The following is a 14,802-nucleotide window of genomic DNA, read 5'->3' as shown; positions in this document are numbered from 1 at the left end:
TCCTGTGCATGTTTCTCTTGAACAGAGGATCGCAACAGCGCAGCCGAACCCGCAAGAAACACAAAGGCATGGCAGGCACCGACAGCGGGCGAACCGCCTACCTCTTTGGGTGAAACAGGCCATGCCGGTCGCGCCGCAAGCCTCATCCTAAGAGGGAGGTTCCCGCCCGCGATTGCCGTTTTGGAGCCGTTCTGCCCGCGCCGGAAATCGCTAACATGGCTCCATCGAGTTTCTGATCGGAGGCAGGGTCTTGCAGGAGAAAACAGCTCTCATCGTCGGTGTGACCGGACAGGACGGCGCTTATCTAAGCGAGCTTCTGCTCAAGAAAGGCTATCGCGTGCATGGCCTGAAACGGCGGTCTTCCTCGTTCAACACGGCCCGCATCGACCATCTCTATCAGGACCCGCACGAAGACGACATTCGCTTTCGCCTGCATTTCGGCGACCTGACGGATGCGACCAATCTGTGCCGGGTCATCCAGGAAGTGCGGCCCGACGAGATTTACAATCTCGGCGCCCAGAGCCATGTGCAGGTGAGCTTTGAAACGCCTGAATATACGGCAAATGCCGATGCGCTCGGCACGCTTCGCCTGCTTGAATCCATGCGCATTCTGGGGCTCGGCAAGACATGCCGCTTCTATCAGGCTTCCACATCGGAGCTTTTCGGCAACAGCTCGCCCATGGCCCAGAACGAACAGACGCCTTTTGCGCCGCGCAGTCCTTATGCGACCGCGAAGCTCTATGCCTACTGGACAACGGTCAATTATCGCGACGCCTATGGCTTCCATGCTTCCAACGGCATCCTGTTCAATCACGAAAGCCCGCTACGCGGCGAAACCTTCGTCACCCGCAAGATCACGCGGGCGGTCGCGGCAATCGAACGCGGCCTTCAGGACAGGCTTCGTCTCGGCAATCTCGATGCCCGCCGCGACTGGGGCCATGCCCGCGATTATGTCGAGGGCATGTGGCGCATCCTGCAGGAAGATGTTCCCGACGATTATGTGCTTGCCACCGGCGAGACGCATACGGTGCGTGAATTTGTCGAACACGCATTCAAGGCGGTCGACAAGGAGATCGAATGGCAGGGCGACGGCGTGGAGGAGATTGGCCGCGACCGCAAATCCGGCAATTGCCTGATCGAGATCGATCCGCGCTATTTTCGCCCGAACGAAGTCGATTTCCTGCTCGGCGATGCCTCCAAGGCGAAAAGCCGCCTGGGCTGGCAGCATACGACCGGCTTCGACAATCTCGTCGCCGAAATGGTCGACTGGGATTTGCGCAACATCATGCGGGAGGTCGGACGCAATGACTTCTACGGCTGAGATCGCCCCTCTCTATTCGCTCGAAGGCAAGAAGGTCTTCGTTGCCGGGCATACGGGCATGGTCGGTTCGGCCATCCTTCGCCGCCTGCAAGGCACGGATTGCGACATCATCACTGCCGCGCATAACACGCTCGACCTGACCCGGCAGGGACCGACGGAAAATTTCATCAGCGGCCGCAAGCCGGATGTCATCATCATCGCCGCCGCCCGCGTCGGCGGCATATTGGCCAATTCGCAATATCCGGCGGATTTTCTCTACGACAATCTCGCCATCGGGATGAACCTCATCCGCGCCGCCCACCAGAACGGCGTCGAGCGCCTCTTATGGCTCGGCTCAAGCTGCATCTATCCCCGCGACGCGGCCCAGCCGCTCACCGAGGACGCACTGCTGACCGGACCTCTGGAGCCGACAAATGAAGCCTATGCCATCGCCAAGATCGCCGGGCTGAAATATGCCGAGGCCTGCGCGCGGCAATATGGCAACCGCTTCATGACGGCGATGCCGACCAATCTCTACGGCCCGAACGACAATTTCGATCCCGAAAGCTCGCATGTGCTGCCAGCGCTGATCCGGCGGATTCATGAGGCCAAGGTGCGCGGCATCGATCACGTCACGCTATGGGGCAGCGGCAAGCCCTTGCGGGAATTTTTGCATGTGGACGACCTTGCCGATGCCTGCCTGCACATGCTGCGCTTTTATGACGGCATCGAGCCGATGAATATCGGAACGGGCGACGAGATTTCGATCAGGGACCTGGCGCTGACCGTCGCCCGCGCCGTCGGCTACGAGGGCCGCTTCGAGCATGATCTCAGCAAGCCTGATGGCACGCCGCGCAAGCTTCTCGACACGTCGCGCATGCGGGCGCTTGGCTGGAAACCGCGCATCCGTCTGGAAGACGGCCTGCGTGACGTCTATCGCGATTGGCTGCGGGAAACCGCCGATCCTGTCGCGGCCTGAAAACCGGCGCTGAAAATTCCTAATCCTGACTGGAGAAAAAGCTCGCCCTATGAGGGCGAGCCGCCGACCCTGCTCATGTCGAGCTCGACGCGCAGGATATCGCCGGGCCTGATCTCCGTGCGCTCATCGGCAACGATATCCTGGAAACTTCCATCGACGATGCGGCTGATCGAGAAGATCAGCTTCTGGCGCAGCGTGGACGAGGCGATATTGCCGGAGGATTTGGCGATTTCGGCCATGGTCTGAAGCTGCGCATTGCTGCGGCGCTCCATCCGGGCAATGTTGAGGTCTATGTCCTGCAAGGCCGTCGCAGCCTCGCTCTTGCGGATTTCGTCCAGATTGGCAATGCGCTGCTGCATGGCAAGCTGGTTCTGCCTCGCACGCGCGAGGAAGGAGGCAAGCTCCAGCGCGGCGCGCCGGGTCGCCGACAGATCGCGCTCCATGTCGCGCAGGTTGGACTTGGCGGCCAGCCCGCGATCCACCAGCGACTTGCTGGAATCCACATTCTCCTGCAACAGCCCGATTTCCGTGTCGTGCAGCTTGATGCTCTGCTGCAAGGTCTCTATTTCGTCGCCATAGCTCGCGGCCTGCGCTTCCAGCGCCTGACGTTCAGCGGCGAGATTGTTGCGGCGGACATTGAAGACGGTCTTTTCCCCGTCCAGCATCTGCTGCGTCAGCGCCGCCGTTTCCTTGCTGGCGGCGGGTTGTTCCGGAAGGACATAGTTGAATTCCGTGCCGTTCAGTTCCGCCTCGAAGCGGGCGCGCCGTATCGTCATGGCGGTGATCTGCATCTGCAGATCCACATATTCCTGCTGGACGGTGATAAGCTGCATCCCGGCGGTCAGCGCCGGCGTCTCGGCCTTGCCGGCCCCGCCGCCCAGCGCCATCAGTTCAAGCGCCACCATGCCGGGCCGGAACTGGTATTTTCCCGGCGCCTTCACGTCGCCGACGACAAACACCGGCGCGTACTGGTTGATGGTTGCGGTAACCGTCAGGCCGGGAATGTGCTGCGACAGCGACCCGGCAATCTTCTCGCCGATCTCGTTGATGGTGAGCCCGCTCACCGGAATATTGCCCACGATCGGATAGCCGATATTGCCGTCCACATCGACCGGGTAAAGACCCGTCAGGGACGGCTGGCCATAAACTGTCACCTGCAACACGTCGTTGGCCCCGACCCGGTAGGCCTGCCCTTCGCCAAGCGCGGCGAAGCTTCCGCCAGCCAGAATTAGCCCTGCGAGCATGGTGGCCCGCAGATGGGCGGCGATGCGGTTTTTCATGATCCTGTGTGCCATTGGCTTGCCCTCACGCCTGTTCCTGAACGCTGCCTGCGACCGGCTTTCGCCGCCGCGAGAAAATGCCGCTTAAAGCCTGCCCCGTCTTGCGCAGGCCCAGCCCGCACAGCGCGACGGGAAGCGTGATCCAGCTTCGATAGGACGCAATGTTCTGGTTCACCACCGCCAGCGCCGGTTTGCGCCCGAAGGAGGCCATCGTCTGTATCAGCGCATTGGTTGCAAGCTGGTCCTGGCGGTCTGACTGGACCACGAGCAGCGCCGTATCGGTTGCCCGCGAAAGGAGAACCGAGCGCTTGTCTTCCATGACCGCCGGGAGATCGACGAGAATGATCTTGTGATCGGCGCGAAGCTGGGCAATCAGTTCGGCCAGCCAGTCACCCTCGCGCATCAGGCTGTTCGGCTTGATGATATCGATACCGGAGCCATGGTCGTGCACGAGCGTCGCGCCGGTGAGCTGCCGTCCGGTAGACACACCGCCCAGATCATTGTGCGGCAGCCCGAAGGCCTCCGCCAGCCCCGACCGCCTGTTGGTCGCGTCGATGACTGCAACCGTCAGGCCGGTGGCGGCGATCTGTTGTGCGAGCGCGGTGATCAGCAGTGTCTTTCCCTCGCCGCTGGACAGGGAAACCACCGAAAGCGCCAGCGAATCCCGACCGCGCGTCAGCGCCCGAACACGATCATGCACGGACTTGATGGCGCGACCGAACGGGCTTGCCGGATCGAGACCGCGATTGACCAGAAGCGGCACGGTCATCTGCGGCGAGACCGGCAGCAGCGTCGCCGCCGGAATGCCGGGCAGCACCAGCGATGCCGTCTGTGCGGGCCTGATCTTGTCGAATGTTTCCTTCAGCATCGTGCCTGCAAGCGCAACCAGCCCGCCAAGCCCCAGCCCCAGCAACAGCCAGTTGGGCAGGTTCGGGCTGGCCTTGGCCATTGCCGGTTCCGCCGGAGAAATCATCTGCGCTTCCGGCGCAGCCATGCCGTCCTGCTCGATCAGTTGCTTGTAACGCGTCAGATAGCTTTCATAGACCGTGCGGCTGGCATTGGCTTCACGGTCAAGCTGCACGGCTTTCACCTGCGCCTGATTGGCCTCGGCAAGGTCGGCCTCCGCCTTCTTCAACGCTTCTTCCAGTCCGCTGCGCCGCTGGCGCGCTATCTGGATTTCGTTGCCAAGGCTCTTGATGATATCGCCGACCTGGCTGGAAATCTGCTGTTTCAACGCTTCCTGTTCGGCCTTCAGCACGGGAATTTCGGCGCTCTTCAGCGCACCATTCGACTGCAATTCGCCAAGCTGCCGCTCGACGCGCGCCTGCTCGCTGCGCAATGTCTGGATCGCGGGCGACGCCAAAACTTCCGCCAGCGCGGGCGCTTCATCCTTATCCTTCAATTCTTCCGCCGTGCGCAGCCGCGCCTCGGCAAGCGAAACGGCGCCCGTTGCGGCGACGATCTCGCTGTTCAGCGCCGCAACGCGCTGGGCCTGAAAGCTGATCTGCCCCTGATCGCCCGCAAGCCGCGACTTCTGGCGGAATTCTTCCGCCGCACGTTCCGCGCTTTCAAGGTCGCTGCGCAGGTTTCCAAGCTTGTCGCCAAGCCACTCGCTGATGCGCCGCGTTGCCGATTGCTGCACGTCGATCTGGTGGTCGAGATAGGCCGTGGCGAACGCATTGGCGACCTGCGCCGCATAGACCCGGTCGGATGCGCGATAGGAAATGAAGATCGTGTATGACCGCCCGTCATTGGTGACGCGCAACCGCGAAAGAAGCAGGTCTATCTGCTGGCGCTCACGCAGGGCCGGATCGACCTCGCGCGCGCCCTTGGCCTGCGACGCCGCATCCGAGGCGGACGATAAAACCGTGCGCGAACGGAATTGCGTCGGCACGGTTATGTTCTCCGCTTGCAATATGTCGATGACCTTGCGCGCCATCATGCGGGAATTGATGATATCGAGTTCCGAACGCAGAACGGGACTGTCCTGCGGCAGCGGCGTGATGGCGCTTTCATTGGGAAGCGCCTGCAACCGCCGCATATCCAGCACCAGCACGGACTCCGACACATAACTGACCGGCGCTGTGAGATAGCCTGCAAAACCGACGCCAATGCCCGCGACCACCGGCACGATCAGCATCATTTTTCTGCGTTTTATAATGTCGAGCAGGTCAGCCACCGGCTGCCGCCCGTTTCCTGCCGAAACGTCGGAGATAATCACCCAAATTCTCCTTCACGGAATAGTTCAGTCCGCTGAATGTCCCCTTGCCCCTAAAGCGGGCGTCGGGTCGCGCCCTATTGCAGGTCGGAAAACGATGTTTCCGACGGGAACAGCTCATTGATGATGCAAGCCACCTCGGTGCGGTTGGATGCCTTCAGCTTCTTCATGATGTTGCGGATATGAACCTTCACGGTGCTTTCCCGCAGTTTCAGTTCATAGGCGATGATCTTGTTCGCCTTGCCCCGGCGCAGCGCATTGACCACTTCGGCCTGGCGCTGGGTGAACATTCCGCCGAGAGGCTGCAGGCGCTGCGAATTCGGATCGGTGGCATGCCGCAGGGCGAGCACGCTGCTGGCCGGAACGAAGGTTCCTCCCGCCATGGCAAGCCGCAATGCTTCGACGCAGACATTCACATTGACCGAGGTGGGGATATAACCCTTCACTCCATGGTCGAGCGCCTTGAGGACCTGCGAGATTTCTTCCTTGTCGGCCAGAAGAATGACGGGCGCCGGGGCGCAGTCCGTAACGATGCGATTGAGATAATTGCCGACCGCCGGGTCGGAAACCTTCTGGCCGCCGATATTGAAAAGCACCGCGCCCGCCGTGCGGCCCCGACGCTGATGCTGCCACTGCTCGAACGAGCTGAATGTGGCAATCGACATTTCGATACTGTGATTGGTCAATCCGTGTGCCAGGCACTCGCGATCCAGCGCACGATTGTCTATGATAACCAGCAACGGCAACACGCTGTCACTGGGCAGTTCAGGCTTGAAGGAAGCATCTCTTGTCGCTCCGAAGCCATTATTCTTTATTTCAGTGGTTCTGTTGCTGAATTTTGGTGAAATGTTCATTTGTTCGCCCTCTAACCCAATTTAATTACACGCCTCCGTTTCTTGCGCATGACAATCAAGCATGCGCATCGGTTACCCTGTTTTATTGATCTTTGTGATATATAGACAACCAACGGGGGAAACTAGTCTGGAAAGTTGCCTGAAATTTTCTACAGTGTCATTAACCTAGATTAAGGGCTTCAGCAAAATATGGTTTAGAAGAAGCGCGGATATATACCCAATTAGTGGTAGAAATTACTACCTTGCCAAAACAACCGCCCTCGATAAAACTCTTGCGATGCCCCGCTTCCGGGCGAGAGCGGGGAAAAACGAATGCGGGGACACCTGACTTAAAATTTATATTTCCTTTGCTGGGCGAAACGGCAGGTAGGCTCAATGGTGGTAAATGCCGACGAAGCAAAATCGCTGCGCCATTTTCTGGAAAGCGCGCCCATAGGCGCGGTTTTTGAAGAAAGCGATCTCAGCGTGCTCGCCGCCCTGCCCATGGCTTCCAAGACCTATGCCGCCCACACCGTGGTAAGCAGCCAGGGAGACTGGGCCAATTCGGTCCATATCATAAAGAGCGGCTGGGGCTGTATCTATCGCGATCTTCCCGATGGCGACCGCCAGATACTCGACTTTCCCATGAAAGGCGATTTTCTCGGTTTCCGCACCGGGCTCGGTTTCAACTATTACACGCTCATTTCGGTTACGGAGCTTTCCGTTCTCGAAATCTCGCTGGACCATCTCACCGAAAGCCTGCTGAAGTCGCCCCGCCTCGCCATGACGTTCATGGAACTGATGGCCCGGCAGCGTGCGATCCTGATCGAACATCTCATCAGCATCGGCCGCCGCAGCGCACTTGTTCGCATCGCCCATCTTCTGCTGGAACTCGGCCACCGGGCGCGCATCAACGGCACGGGCGACGAGAACAGCTTCTTTTGCCCGCTGACCCAGAGCGAACTTGCCGATGCGCTCGGGCTGACGCCGATCCATATCAACCGCATGCTGCGCGAACTTCGCGAAGACGAACTTCTGGTGTTCCGCAACAATGAGGTGGAGTTCCTCAACCGGTCCGCCCTCGTCCATATTTCCAGTTTCGACGAGCACTATCTGACCATGGAAATTTTTCCCCGCGTCCGGATCAGCCGGTAGGTCCGGGTTTCCGGTTTTGCAGTTCTTCAACAGTTCGTCATTTGCGGCGGGCTGGAATAGTTGCTCTCGTCGTCCTAGATTCTGGAGACAATTCAAGGGAGCGCACATCATGACCTACAGCAAGAACCCGGAAGCGATTGCCAGGCTCACGCCGGAGCAATATCGCGTCACGCAGGAAAGCGGCACCGAGCGCCCTGGAACCGGCGAATATCTCTATAACAAGGAGCCGGGAATCTATGTCGACATCGTTTCGGGCGAACCGCTTTTCGCCTCTGCCGACAAATACGAGTCCCATTGCGGCTGGCCCAGCTTCACAAAGCCCATCGAACCCGCCAATGTCGCGGAACTGACCGATGTTTCGCATGGCATGGTGCGGACGGAAGTGCGTTCGGCCCATGGCGACAGCCATCTGGGGCATGTCTTTCCTGACGGCCCGGTCGATCGCGGCGGGCTTCGCTACTGCATCAATTCCGCATCGCTGCGCTTCATTCCGAAGGACCGGATGGAAGCTGAAGGATATGGCCAGTATCTCGATCAGGTCGAAGATATCGGCTGAATGGAAGTCAAATCAAAGGCATGGCCGTGCGAAGTATTTGAAATAAAATTTGTGCGATTTGAAATTAATCCGGGTCCGGATTAATTGATCCACAGCCATTCCTTGCGCCTACGAAGTAAGACTTCTTTCTGTCGCAATGATCACTAATCTGATTTCGCGCACCGCTTCGGCGGAATCAGGCAAATGCGCAGCCTCGGTATGATTATGCTATTACCACACATACCGAGGCTTTTTGGGGCTATCGACCGGCTTTCCGCCATCCCCTCGCCAATTATGCCCTCCCCCCGACCGAACAAGCCGCCCGTAACGTCGGTTGCATGGACGGCGTGAATTCCATTGCAAATAGCGGGCAATTATATTCAATATACTGTCCTGCTATTACTGGATGACGGATTTCGATCACGCGACATTTTGGGAGGCGGCTTGGATAGTGCGGTTGGGGCCTATCGGATCTATTCCGAAACGGAGTGCGCGGAGGCGCCGGCACTCGACTGGCCCTATGTCTGCGCATTGCATCTGCTTCGGAAACCTGTCGGAAACGCCATTTCGGAATTTCTCGCCGCCGTCGGCAATGCATCGCGGGCGGACCGGGCATGGATGATCGAATATACGCCCGATCTCCTGCGGTTTCGCAATTTGCATGAATGGTGCAAGGGTAGTACGACGCCCTATATTGCCGAGCTTCAGGAAATTCCGACGACGGTGATCGCATGGCTGCACCGCTATCTGACCAGGGGACAGGCCGTCGCGGTTCACGACGTCCGCGGACTGCCACGCACCGCCCGCGCCCTTCAGGCGGAGTTCCTGCGGCAGGGAAACCAGAGCATTCTCAGCATTCCCCTCTTTCATCACGACCGGCTACGCGGGATCATCGGCTTCGATACGACAGTGGAAGCCAGACGATGGTCGCGGGCCGAGATCAAGGCCATGTTCCAGTGCGCAAGCCTGATCGCCCAGGCCAAATATGCGACGCCTGAAGACGATCCCGTCAGGCATGAGGAAACCGACCCGACTTCGGTGATCTATGTCAGCAAACGCGGCGTGATGCGCGGTGTTTCACCGGAAGAAATAATCGGGGTCCGCTCGGCAGGCAATTACAGCGAGATATGGCTTGGCGACGGTTCCAAGGTTCTCGACTCCCGACCGCTTGGCATATGGGCGGGCATTCTTCCGCCAAGTCTCTTTTTGCGCATTCACCGCACGACATTCATCAATGTCCTGCATGTTTCGGACATAGACAGAAGCACGATCGACAAATGGCTGATCAGGATGCGCGGCGTGGATCAGTCATGGCCGGTTTCGCGATCCTATCGGAAGCCTCTGCGGGAGCGAATGGGCTTCTAGCCTTGATTTCGCCATGATTTAGTCGGTCCTTCGCCACAAAAATCGATGCGAAAAACGCACACTTTCGTTCCGCAAACAGCGTTTCGCTGCCGATTTCGCGGAATTCGCGGTTCTGCCTCAATTTGAAATCGCTGCTCAAGACAGGTCGAGATGCGCCTTGAGCGGCATGTCGTCATGCACCGGAACCGTCTGCCTTTCGATCATGCGATGGACCAGCGGCGGCTTGTCTCCCTTGTGCAAGGCAAGCAGCCTTTCCGACACCTCGGCATCGGCCTTGGTCCGGCGCTGGTTATGGCGGACATACTCCACCCAGGTCGGCACGTGATAGCTTTCCGTCCAGGTTTCCGGGTTCTCCAGATCGCGCAGCAGCACCCATTGCCGGGCACCGTCGCGGATACGCATGCGCCGACGCAAGGCCATGGCGGAAAGGAATGCGGGAACATCTTCCTGCGCGATCTTGTAATCAACCATGATCATGATCGGGCCGCTGCGCGAGCGAAGATCAAGCCGAAGTTGCGGCTCGCTGAAACGGTTGAGCGGATCGAGATTGAGGGATTCGAACTCGGGCTGCGGGAGGAGAAGGCCGATCAGCGCGCCGAACATCAGCACCACGGCAGCAGCCAGAAGCGCACCCGGCACGTTATATTCATCCGCCACGGCACCCCAGAGCCAACTGCCCGCAGCCATTCCGCCGAAGGTCGCCGTCTGGTAAAGCGCCAGCGCGCGCCCCACCACCCAGCGCGGCGTGGAAAGCTGCACGGTGACGTTGAACAGAGACAGCGCCAGCACCCACGACACACCGGCAGGCAGCAGGAAAATGCAGCTGAGCCACATGTTCCGGCTGATCGACAGCAGGCCGCAGCTGACCGCAAAGGCGACGAAAGCCCCGCGCACCAGCCATTCATTGCCGAGAAGCTCGCGCAGCCGCGCGCTGAGCAAGGCACCGCCAATGGCGCCAAGCCCGAAGAAACCCAGCATGATGCCGTAAGTAAGCGCCGTTCCGTGGACGAGATCGCGGGCGACCAGCGGCAGAAGCGCCAGGATGACGATCGCGGACAGGCCGAACAGAAAGCCTCTGAACATCACTTTCAGCAGGTTCGGCGACATGGCGACGTAACGCAGCCCCGCCATCATGGCCGGTCCCAGCGTTTCGCGCGGCAAGGTGGATTTGACCGTTTCCGGCTTCCACTGCCAGAGCGCCAGAATAAGCGCACAATAGCTGAACGCATTGAAAATGAAGGCAAAAGCAGCACCCGCCGCCGCAACGATAATACCGCCGATTGCCGGACCGATGCTGCGCATGAGATTGAAGCTCATGCTGTTGAGCGCCACGGCGGCAGGCAGGTCGGTGCGGGGCACGATGTCGCCCATCGACGCCTGCCATGAAGGATTGTGCAAGGCCCCGCCGCAGCCGATGAGGAATGTGAAGCTCAGCAGCATCCAGGGCGTCAATATGCCAAGATAGGCGAAAGCCGCCAGCGCGACCGAAATGACCAGCAGCAGAACCTGCGCGGTGAGCATGATGCGGCGGCGGTCGAAATTGTCGGCCAGGGCACCGGCGGCGACCGAAAAGATCATCACGGGCAAGGTTGTCGAAGCCTGCACCAGAGCAACCATATCGTCCGAATGGGCGATGGTTGCCATCATCCAGCCAGCGCCGACCGTCTGCACCAGACCGCCAAGGTTGGAAACCAGTGTAGCTGACCAAAGCGCCCGGAATGTCTTGTATTGGAAAGGCGCGAGGGGGGAAATTCTCTGCGGCACCGGACGACCTCCCGTTCCATCTGCCTCACATAGCCGATACGTGAATCTCTCCCGGGGGACAAGGGGGATAGTGCCAAACTTGTCACGACAACCCATCAACGTTTATATGTGCTGTAAATATTGAGCCAACCCTTTATTCCTGATTATTATTTTTCCTGTTGGAGTGCAGTTGCCCATGGGCTTGCGAACAGCACAAATTTCTGACGCTTCTGTTCTCGCAGCCATCTCGATTCAGGTTTGGCTGAGCACCTACATCCGCCGGGGCGTGAACGCATTTTTTGCCGATTACGTTCTAAGCGAGTTCACGGAGGAAAAATTCCGGAGCCTCATCGAAGACGCCGATGAACATATTGTCGTTTCGGAGAATAAAGACGGTCTGGACGGCTTCACCCGGATCAGTTCCAAAAGTTCCGCTCCGATAGATAATTGTTCGACAATGGAAATTTCGACCCTTTACGTCCAGCCGCGACATCAGGGAAACGGAATCGGGCGAGCACTGTTGCAAGAAGCTTTGCGCCACGCGCGCGATGCGAAGGTTCCTTCCGTATGGCTGACCACGAACTCCGAAAATACCTCCGCAATCAACTTCTACACGTCCCAAGGCTTTGAACGAATTGGAACAACGCATTTCCGGATTCAGAACCAGGCCTATTTGAACGACGTGTTTCGATATGCCTTTCCCTGACAACTGACAGGTCTGTTCGGGTCAATACGTCAAGGCTGACCCCGGATTGACTCCATCCTTCGATTAGGTAGACTGGTCTACCTAATCATCCGGGCATGTATTATGGACGATTCTGCCACACCAACTTCAAAACCGGCGCGCGAGCGGCTTCTGCAAGCGGCGGCGGAATTGTTTTACGACGAGGGCATTTCGGCCACCGGCATCGACGCGATCATCCAGCGCGCAGGCGTGGCAAAGCAGAGCCTCTACAACAACTTCACCTCAAAGGCGGAGCTGGTGGCAACCTATCTGGAGCATCGCCACGCCGAATGGCTGGGCCTCTATGAAAAGCGGCTGGAGAAGGCAACAGGCCCGATGGGCGGGCTGCTGGCGGTGTTCGACGCCTATCGCGATCACGCGGAATTTGCCTATGAACACGGGTTTCGCGGCTGCGGCCTTCTGAATGCGGCGGCGGAACTGCCCGCTGGCGATCCGGGCCGCGAGGCGGTGAGAAAGCACAAGGAAGAGGTCGAGGGCCTGCTCGTGACCCACCTCACCGGCCTGATCCCCGACGATCCGCCACGCGTCCGCCAGCTGGCCGTGCAGCTCTCCTTCATACTCGAAGGAGCGATCATGCGGGCCGGGCTCGAGGGCAACAGTGCGCGTCTTGGCGAAGCCAGGGCGATGGTCGCAACGATTTTGAAACCCGTGTAAAAATGCAATCATCGAAAAGCTATTTTCTGGGCGTGGCCGCCATCATCGCCGCCTCCACGATCTGGGGGACAACCGGCACTGCGGCGACTTTCGCGCCCGAAGTCGGCGCAGCTGCAATCGGCGCCGCCGCCATGGGCCTTGGCGGGCTTGCACAGGCGGCAATCGCCTGGCGCGGCATCATCGCCTCGCGAAAGGCGCTCGCCAATCAATGGCGCCTTCTGATGCTGGGCGCGATCTGCGTTGCCATCTATCCCCTCGCCTTCTATGCCTCCATGCGGATGGCGGGCGTAACCATCGGGACGGTCATTTCGCTCGGCTCCGCCCCGCTGCTTTCCGCCGGGATCGAATACAGGCAAAGCGGCTTTCGTCCATCGCTCCGCTGGCTGGCAGGGGCCACGATCGGCATCATCGGCATGGTCCTGCTCAGCATATCGGAGGATGGCGGCAGTCACGCCGTCTCCGCTGACGGCTCACCACTCATCGGCTCGCTGCTCGGCCTCGTGGCAGGCTTCACCTATGCGCTTTATTCCTCCTGCGCGCGCCAGCTGATGCAGGGCGGCATATCGTCGACGACCGCCATGGGCGCAACCTTCGGCATAGGCGGCATTCTGCTGATGCCGGTTCTGATCGCGACCGGCGGGCCGTTTCTCGCCTCCTGGAACAATGCGGCCGTCGGACTTTACATGGCTTTCGTGCCGATGTTCCTCGGCTATGTCTGCTTCGGCTACGGCTTGAGCCGCGTGGAAACAAGCGTGGCGACCACGATCACCCTGTTCGAGCCGGTCGTCGCCGCGTTCTTCGCGGTGGTGATCGTCGGCGAGCGGCTGTCCGCCCTCGGCTGGTTTGGCGTCCTTCTGGTCGTCATCTGCCTCGTCTGCATCACCATGCCGGCCCGCAGCCGCAAAAATCCGCTGGAAGTGCCTGAGCCATCAACCTGATGGGCTCGCGCTTTATCTGCATTGCGCGCATCTTTTCCAAAAACCGTTTCACACTTTTCGGGATGCGTCTTGTTTGTATCGACGCGCATCTTTTCCGAAAACCGTTTCACACTTTTCGGGATGCGCTTTTCAGCCAGCCCTTCACGGCCTCCACGGATTCCGGATGGCGCGGTTTTCGCAGCGAAACCGCATAGAAATCCGCGCCAACCCGCAATTCGGTGGCCAGCGCCTGGACGAGACTGCCCGCGGCAATTTCCTTTTCCACGAAAAAGCGGCTTGCCAGCGCCAGCCCGTGCCCGGCAATTGCCGCATCGATGGCGAGCGAAGTCTGGTTGAAGCGCGTATTTTTCGGTGAAGCCGACACGCCGCGGGGAAACGCCTTTTCCAGATATCGCGGCCAGAAATTATGCGCATCGTGCAGCAGCGGATAGCGCTGCAGATTTTCCGGCAGGCCCGGATCGCCCAGCCTCTCGACCAGAACCGGACTTGCGACGGCAACGATCACATGCTCGAAAAGCAGCTCCGCATTCAGCCCCGGCCCGAAAGGCGGCTCGCCATACCGCACCGCAAGATCGACGGCATCTGTCTGGAAATTGGCAACCTTGTCGCTGGCGACAATGCGCAATTCTATATCGGGATGCGCTTGCGTAAATTCTGCCAGTCGCGGGATCAGCCATTTCGACGCGAAGGTCGGCGTCACGCTCACGGTCAGGTGCTGCGGCTCGGGTCGCAGCATTTCGGTCGCTTCCGAAAGCAGGTCGAACGCCCGCCGCACACTGGCGATATAGGCGCGGGCCGCCTCGGTCATGACCAGCGTGCGGGGTTGGCGTTCAAAGAGTTTCAGTCCAAGCTCCGCCTCGAGGCCGCGTATCTGCTGGGCCACCGCCGCCTGCGTCACGCCAAGCTCCTCCGCCGCCAGACGGAAGTTCAGATGCCGCGTGACGACTTCGAACACACGCAGACCATTGAGCGAGGGAAGTCTCTTCATGAACTGAACCCGATAGATTTTCTATTGCCTGACGTTACGCATTTTCGTTCGTCAGGATAATGGCTCTCG

13 protein-coding genes are annotated in these 14,802 nt (G+C 59.4%); 8 read left to right on the top strand and 5 right to left on the bottom strand.

Features of this window, described 5'->3' with window-relative positions; translation table 11 throughout:
• The first annotated feature begins 250 nt into the window (after positions 1–250).
• On the top strand, positions 251–1,321 hold the full coding sequence (gene gmd / locus OINT_RS14615) for a GDP-mannose 4,6-dehydratase (protein WP_006468632.1): 1,071 nt from the start codon (positions 251–253) through the stop codon (positions 1,319–1,321).
• Positions 1,305–2,279, top strand: coding sequence for a GDP-L-fucose synthase family protein (locus tag OINT_RS14610; RefSeq protein WP_006468631.1), 975 nt, complete (start codon positions 1,305–1,307; stop codon positions 2,277–2,279). Before gmd ends, OINT_RS14610 begins: the two co-directional genes overlap by 17 nt.
• 47 nt (positions 2,280–2,326) lie before the next feature.
• Here the strand turns inward: OINT_RS14610 and OINT_RS14605 are convergent, their stop codons facing one another.
• The 3 genes from OINT_RS14605 to OINT_RS14595 form a co-directional block, all read right to left on the bottom strand.
• On the bottom strand, positions 2,327–3,574 hold the full coding sequence (locus OINT_RS14605; RefSeq protein ID WP_006468630.1) for a polysaccharide biosynthesis/export family protein: 1,248 nt from the start codon (positions 3,572–3,574) through the stop codon (positions 2,327–2,329).
• Positions 3,575–3,584: 10 nt separating this feature from the next.
• Entirely contained in the window at positions 3,585–5,780 is a 2,196-nt protein-coding gene (locus tag OINT_RS14600; protein WP_006468629.1) for a GumC family protein, read from the bottom strand.
• A gap of 74 nt (positions 5,781–5,854) precedes the next feature.
• Positions 5,855–6,631 (bottom strand): response regulator transcription factor, encoded by a 777-nt coding sequence (locus tag OINT_RS14595; protein WP_006468628.1) that lies wholly within the window; start codon positions 6,629–6,631, stop codon positions 5,855–5,857.
• A gap of 375 nt (positions 6,632–7,006) precedes the next feature.
• Here OINT_RS14595 and OINT_RS14590 point away from each other — a divergent pair, with 375 nt between their 5' ends.
• From OINT_RS14590 to OINT_RS14580, 3 genes are all read left to right on the top strand, one after another.
• Complete coding sequence (locus OINT_RS14590; RefSeq protein WP_006468627.1) at positions 7,007–7,765, top strand: Crp/Fnr family transcriptional regulator; 759 nt, start codon at positions 7,007–7,009, stop codon at positions 7,763–7,765.
• A gap of 109 nt (positions 7,766–7,874) precedes the next feature.
• Positions 7,875–8,321, top strand: a complete 447-nt coding sequence (gene msrB, locus OINT_RS14585) for a peptide-methionine (R)-S-oxide reductase MsrB (RefSeq protein WP_006468626.1) — start codon at positions 7,875–7,877, stop codon at positions 8,319–8,321.
• Positions 8,322–8,744: 423 nt separating this feature from the next.
• The gene (locus OINT_RS14580; protein ID WP_039853213.1) at positions 8,745–9,665 is read left to right on the top strand and encodes a GAF domain-containing DNA-binding protein; all 921 of its coding nucleotides are present in this window, start codon (positions 8,745–8,747) and stop codon (positions 9,663–9,665) included.
• Positions 9,666–9,800: 135 nt separating this feature from the next.
• On the opposite strand, the gene OINT_RS14575 is transcribed toward OINT_RS14580, so the two are convergent.
• Entirely contained in the window at positions 9,801–11,429 is a 1,629-nt protein-coding gene (locus OINT_RS14575; protein WP_006470356.1) for an MFS transporter, read from the bottom strand.
• Between the two features lie 175 nt (positions 11,430–11,604).
• Here OINT_RS14575 and OINT_RS14570 point away from each other — a divergent pair, with 175 nt between their 5' ends.
• From OINT_RS14570 to OINT_RS14560, 3 genes are all read left to right on the top strand, one after another.
• Positions 11,605–12,114, top strand: coding sequence for a GNAT family N-acetyltransferase (locus OINT_RS14570; protein WP_006470357.1), 510 nt, complete (start codon positions 11,605–11,607; stop codon positions 12,112–12,114).
• A 102-nt stretch (positions 12,115–12,216) separates the two neighbouring features.
• Positions 12,217–12,807, top strand: coding sequence for a TetR/AcrR family transcriptional regulator (locus OINT_RS14565; protein WP_006468622.1), 591 nt, complete (start codon positions 12,217–12,219; stop codon positions 12,805–12,807).
• 2 nt (positions 12,808–12,809) lie between these two features.
• Complete coding sequence (locus OINT_RS14560; protein WP_006468621.1) at positions 12,810–13,745, top strand: DMT family transporter; 936 nt, start codon at positions 12,810–12,812, stop codon at positions 13,743–13,745.
• Between the two features lie 106 nt (positions 13,746–13,851).
• Here OINT_RS14560 and OINT_RS14555 read toward each other — a convergent pair whose 3' ends face one another.
• Positions 13,852–14,733 (bottom strand): LysR substrate-binding domain-containing protein, encoded by an 882-nt coding sequence (locus tag OINT_RS14555; RefSeq protein WP_006468620.1) that lies wholly within the window; start codon positions 14,731–14,733, stop codon positions 13,852–13,854.
• Positions 14,734–14,802 lie beyond the last annotated feature (69 nt).

It is taken from the genome of Brucella intermedia LMG 3301, assembly GCF_000182645.1.
Taxonomy (GTDB): Bacteria; Pseudomonadota; Alphaproteobacteria; order Rhizobiales; family Rhizobiaceae; genus Brucella; species Brucella intermedia.
This window is presented reverse-complemented; position numbering and strand designations above follow the sequence as displayed.

What these genes read in the sequence shown, in the direction of transcription:
- OINT_RS14610 (WP_006468631.1), top strand. Translation starts at nt 1,305, where the DNA reads ATGACTTCTACGGCTGAGATCGCCCCTCTCTATTCGCTCGAAGGCAAG.
- OINT_RS14605 (WP_006468630.1), bottom strand. Translation starts at nt 3,574, where the DNA reads ATGGCACACAGGATCATGAAAAACCGCATCGCCGCCCATCTGCGGGCC.
- OINT_RS14595 (WP_006468628.1), bottom strand. Translation starts at nt 6,631, where the DNA reads ATGAACATTTCACCAAAATTCAGCAACAGAACCACTGAAATAAAGAAT.
- OINT_RS14590 (WP_006468627.1), top strand. Translation starts at nt 7,007, where the DNA reads ATGGTGGTAAATGCCGACGAAGCAAAATCGCTGCGCCATTTTCTGGAA.
- msrB (WP_006468626.1), top strand. Translation starts at nt 7,875, where the DNA reads ATGACCTACAGCAAGAACCCGGAAGCGATTGCCAGGCTCACGCCGGAG.
- OINT_RS14570 (WP_006470357.1), top strand. Translation starts at nt 11,605, where the DNA reads ATGGGCTTGCGAACAGCACAAATTTCTGACGCTTCTGTTCTCGCAGCC.
- OINT_RS14565 (WP_006468622.1), top strand. Translation starts at nt 12,217, where the DNA reads ATGGACGATTCTGCCACACCAACTTCAAAACCGGCGCGCGAGCGGCTT.
- OINT_RS14560 (WP_006468621.1), top strand. Translation starts at nt 12,810, where the DNA reads ATGCAATCATCGAAAAGCTATTTTCTGGGCGTGGCCGCCATCATCGCC.
- OINT_RS14555 (WP_006468620.1), bottom strand. Translation starts at nt 14,733, where the DNA reads ATGAAGAGACTTCCCTCGCTCAATGGTCTGCGTGTGTTCGAAGTCGTC.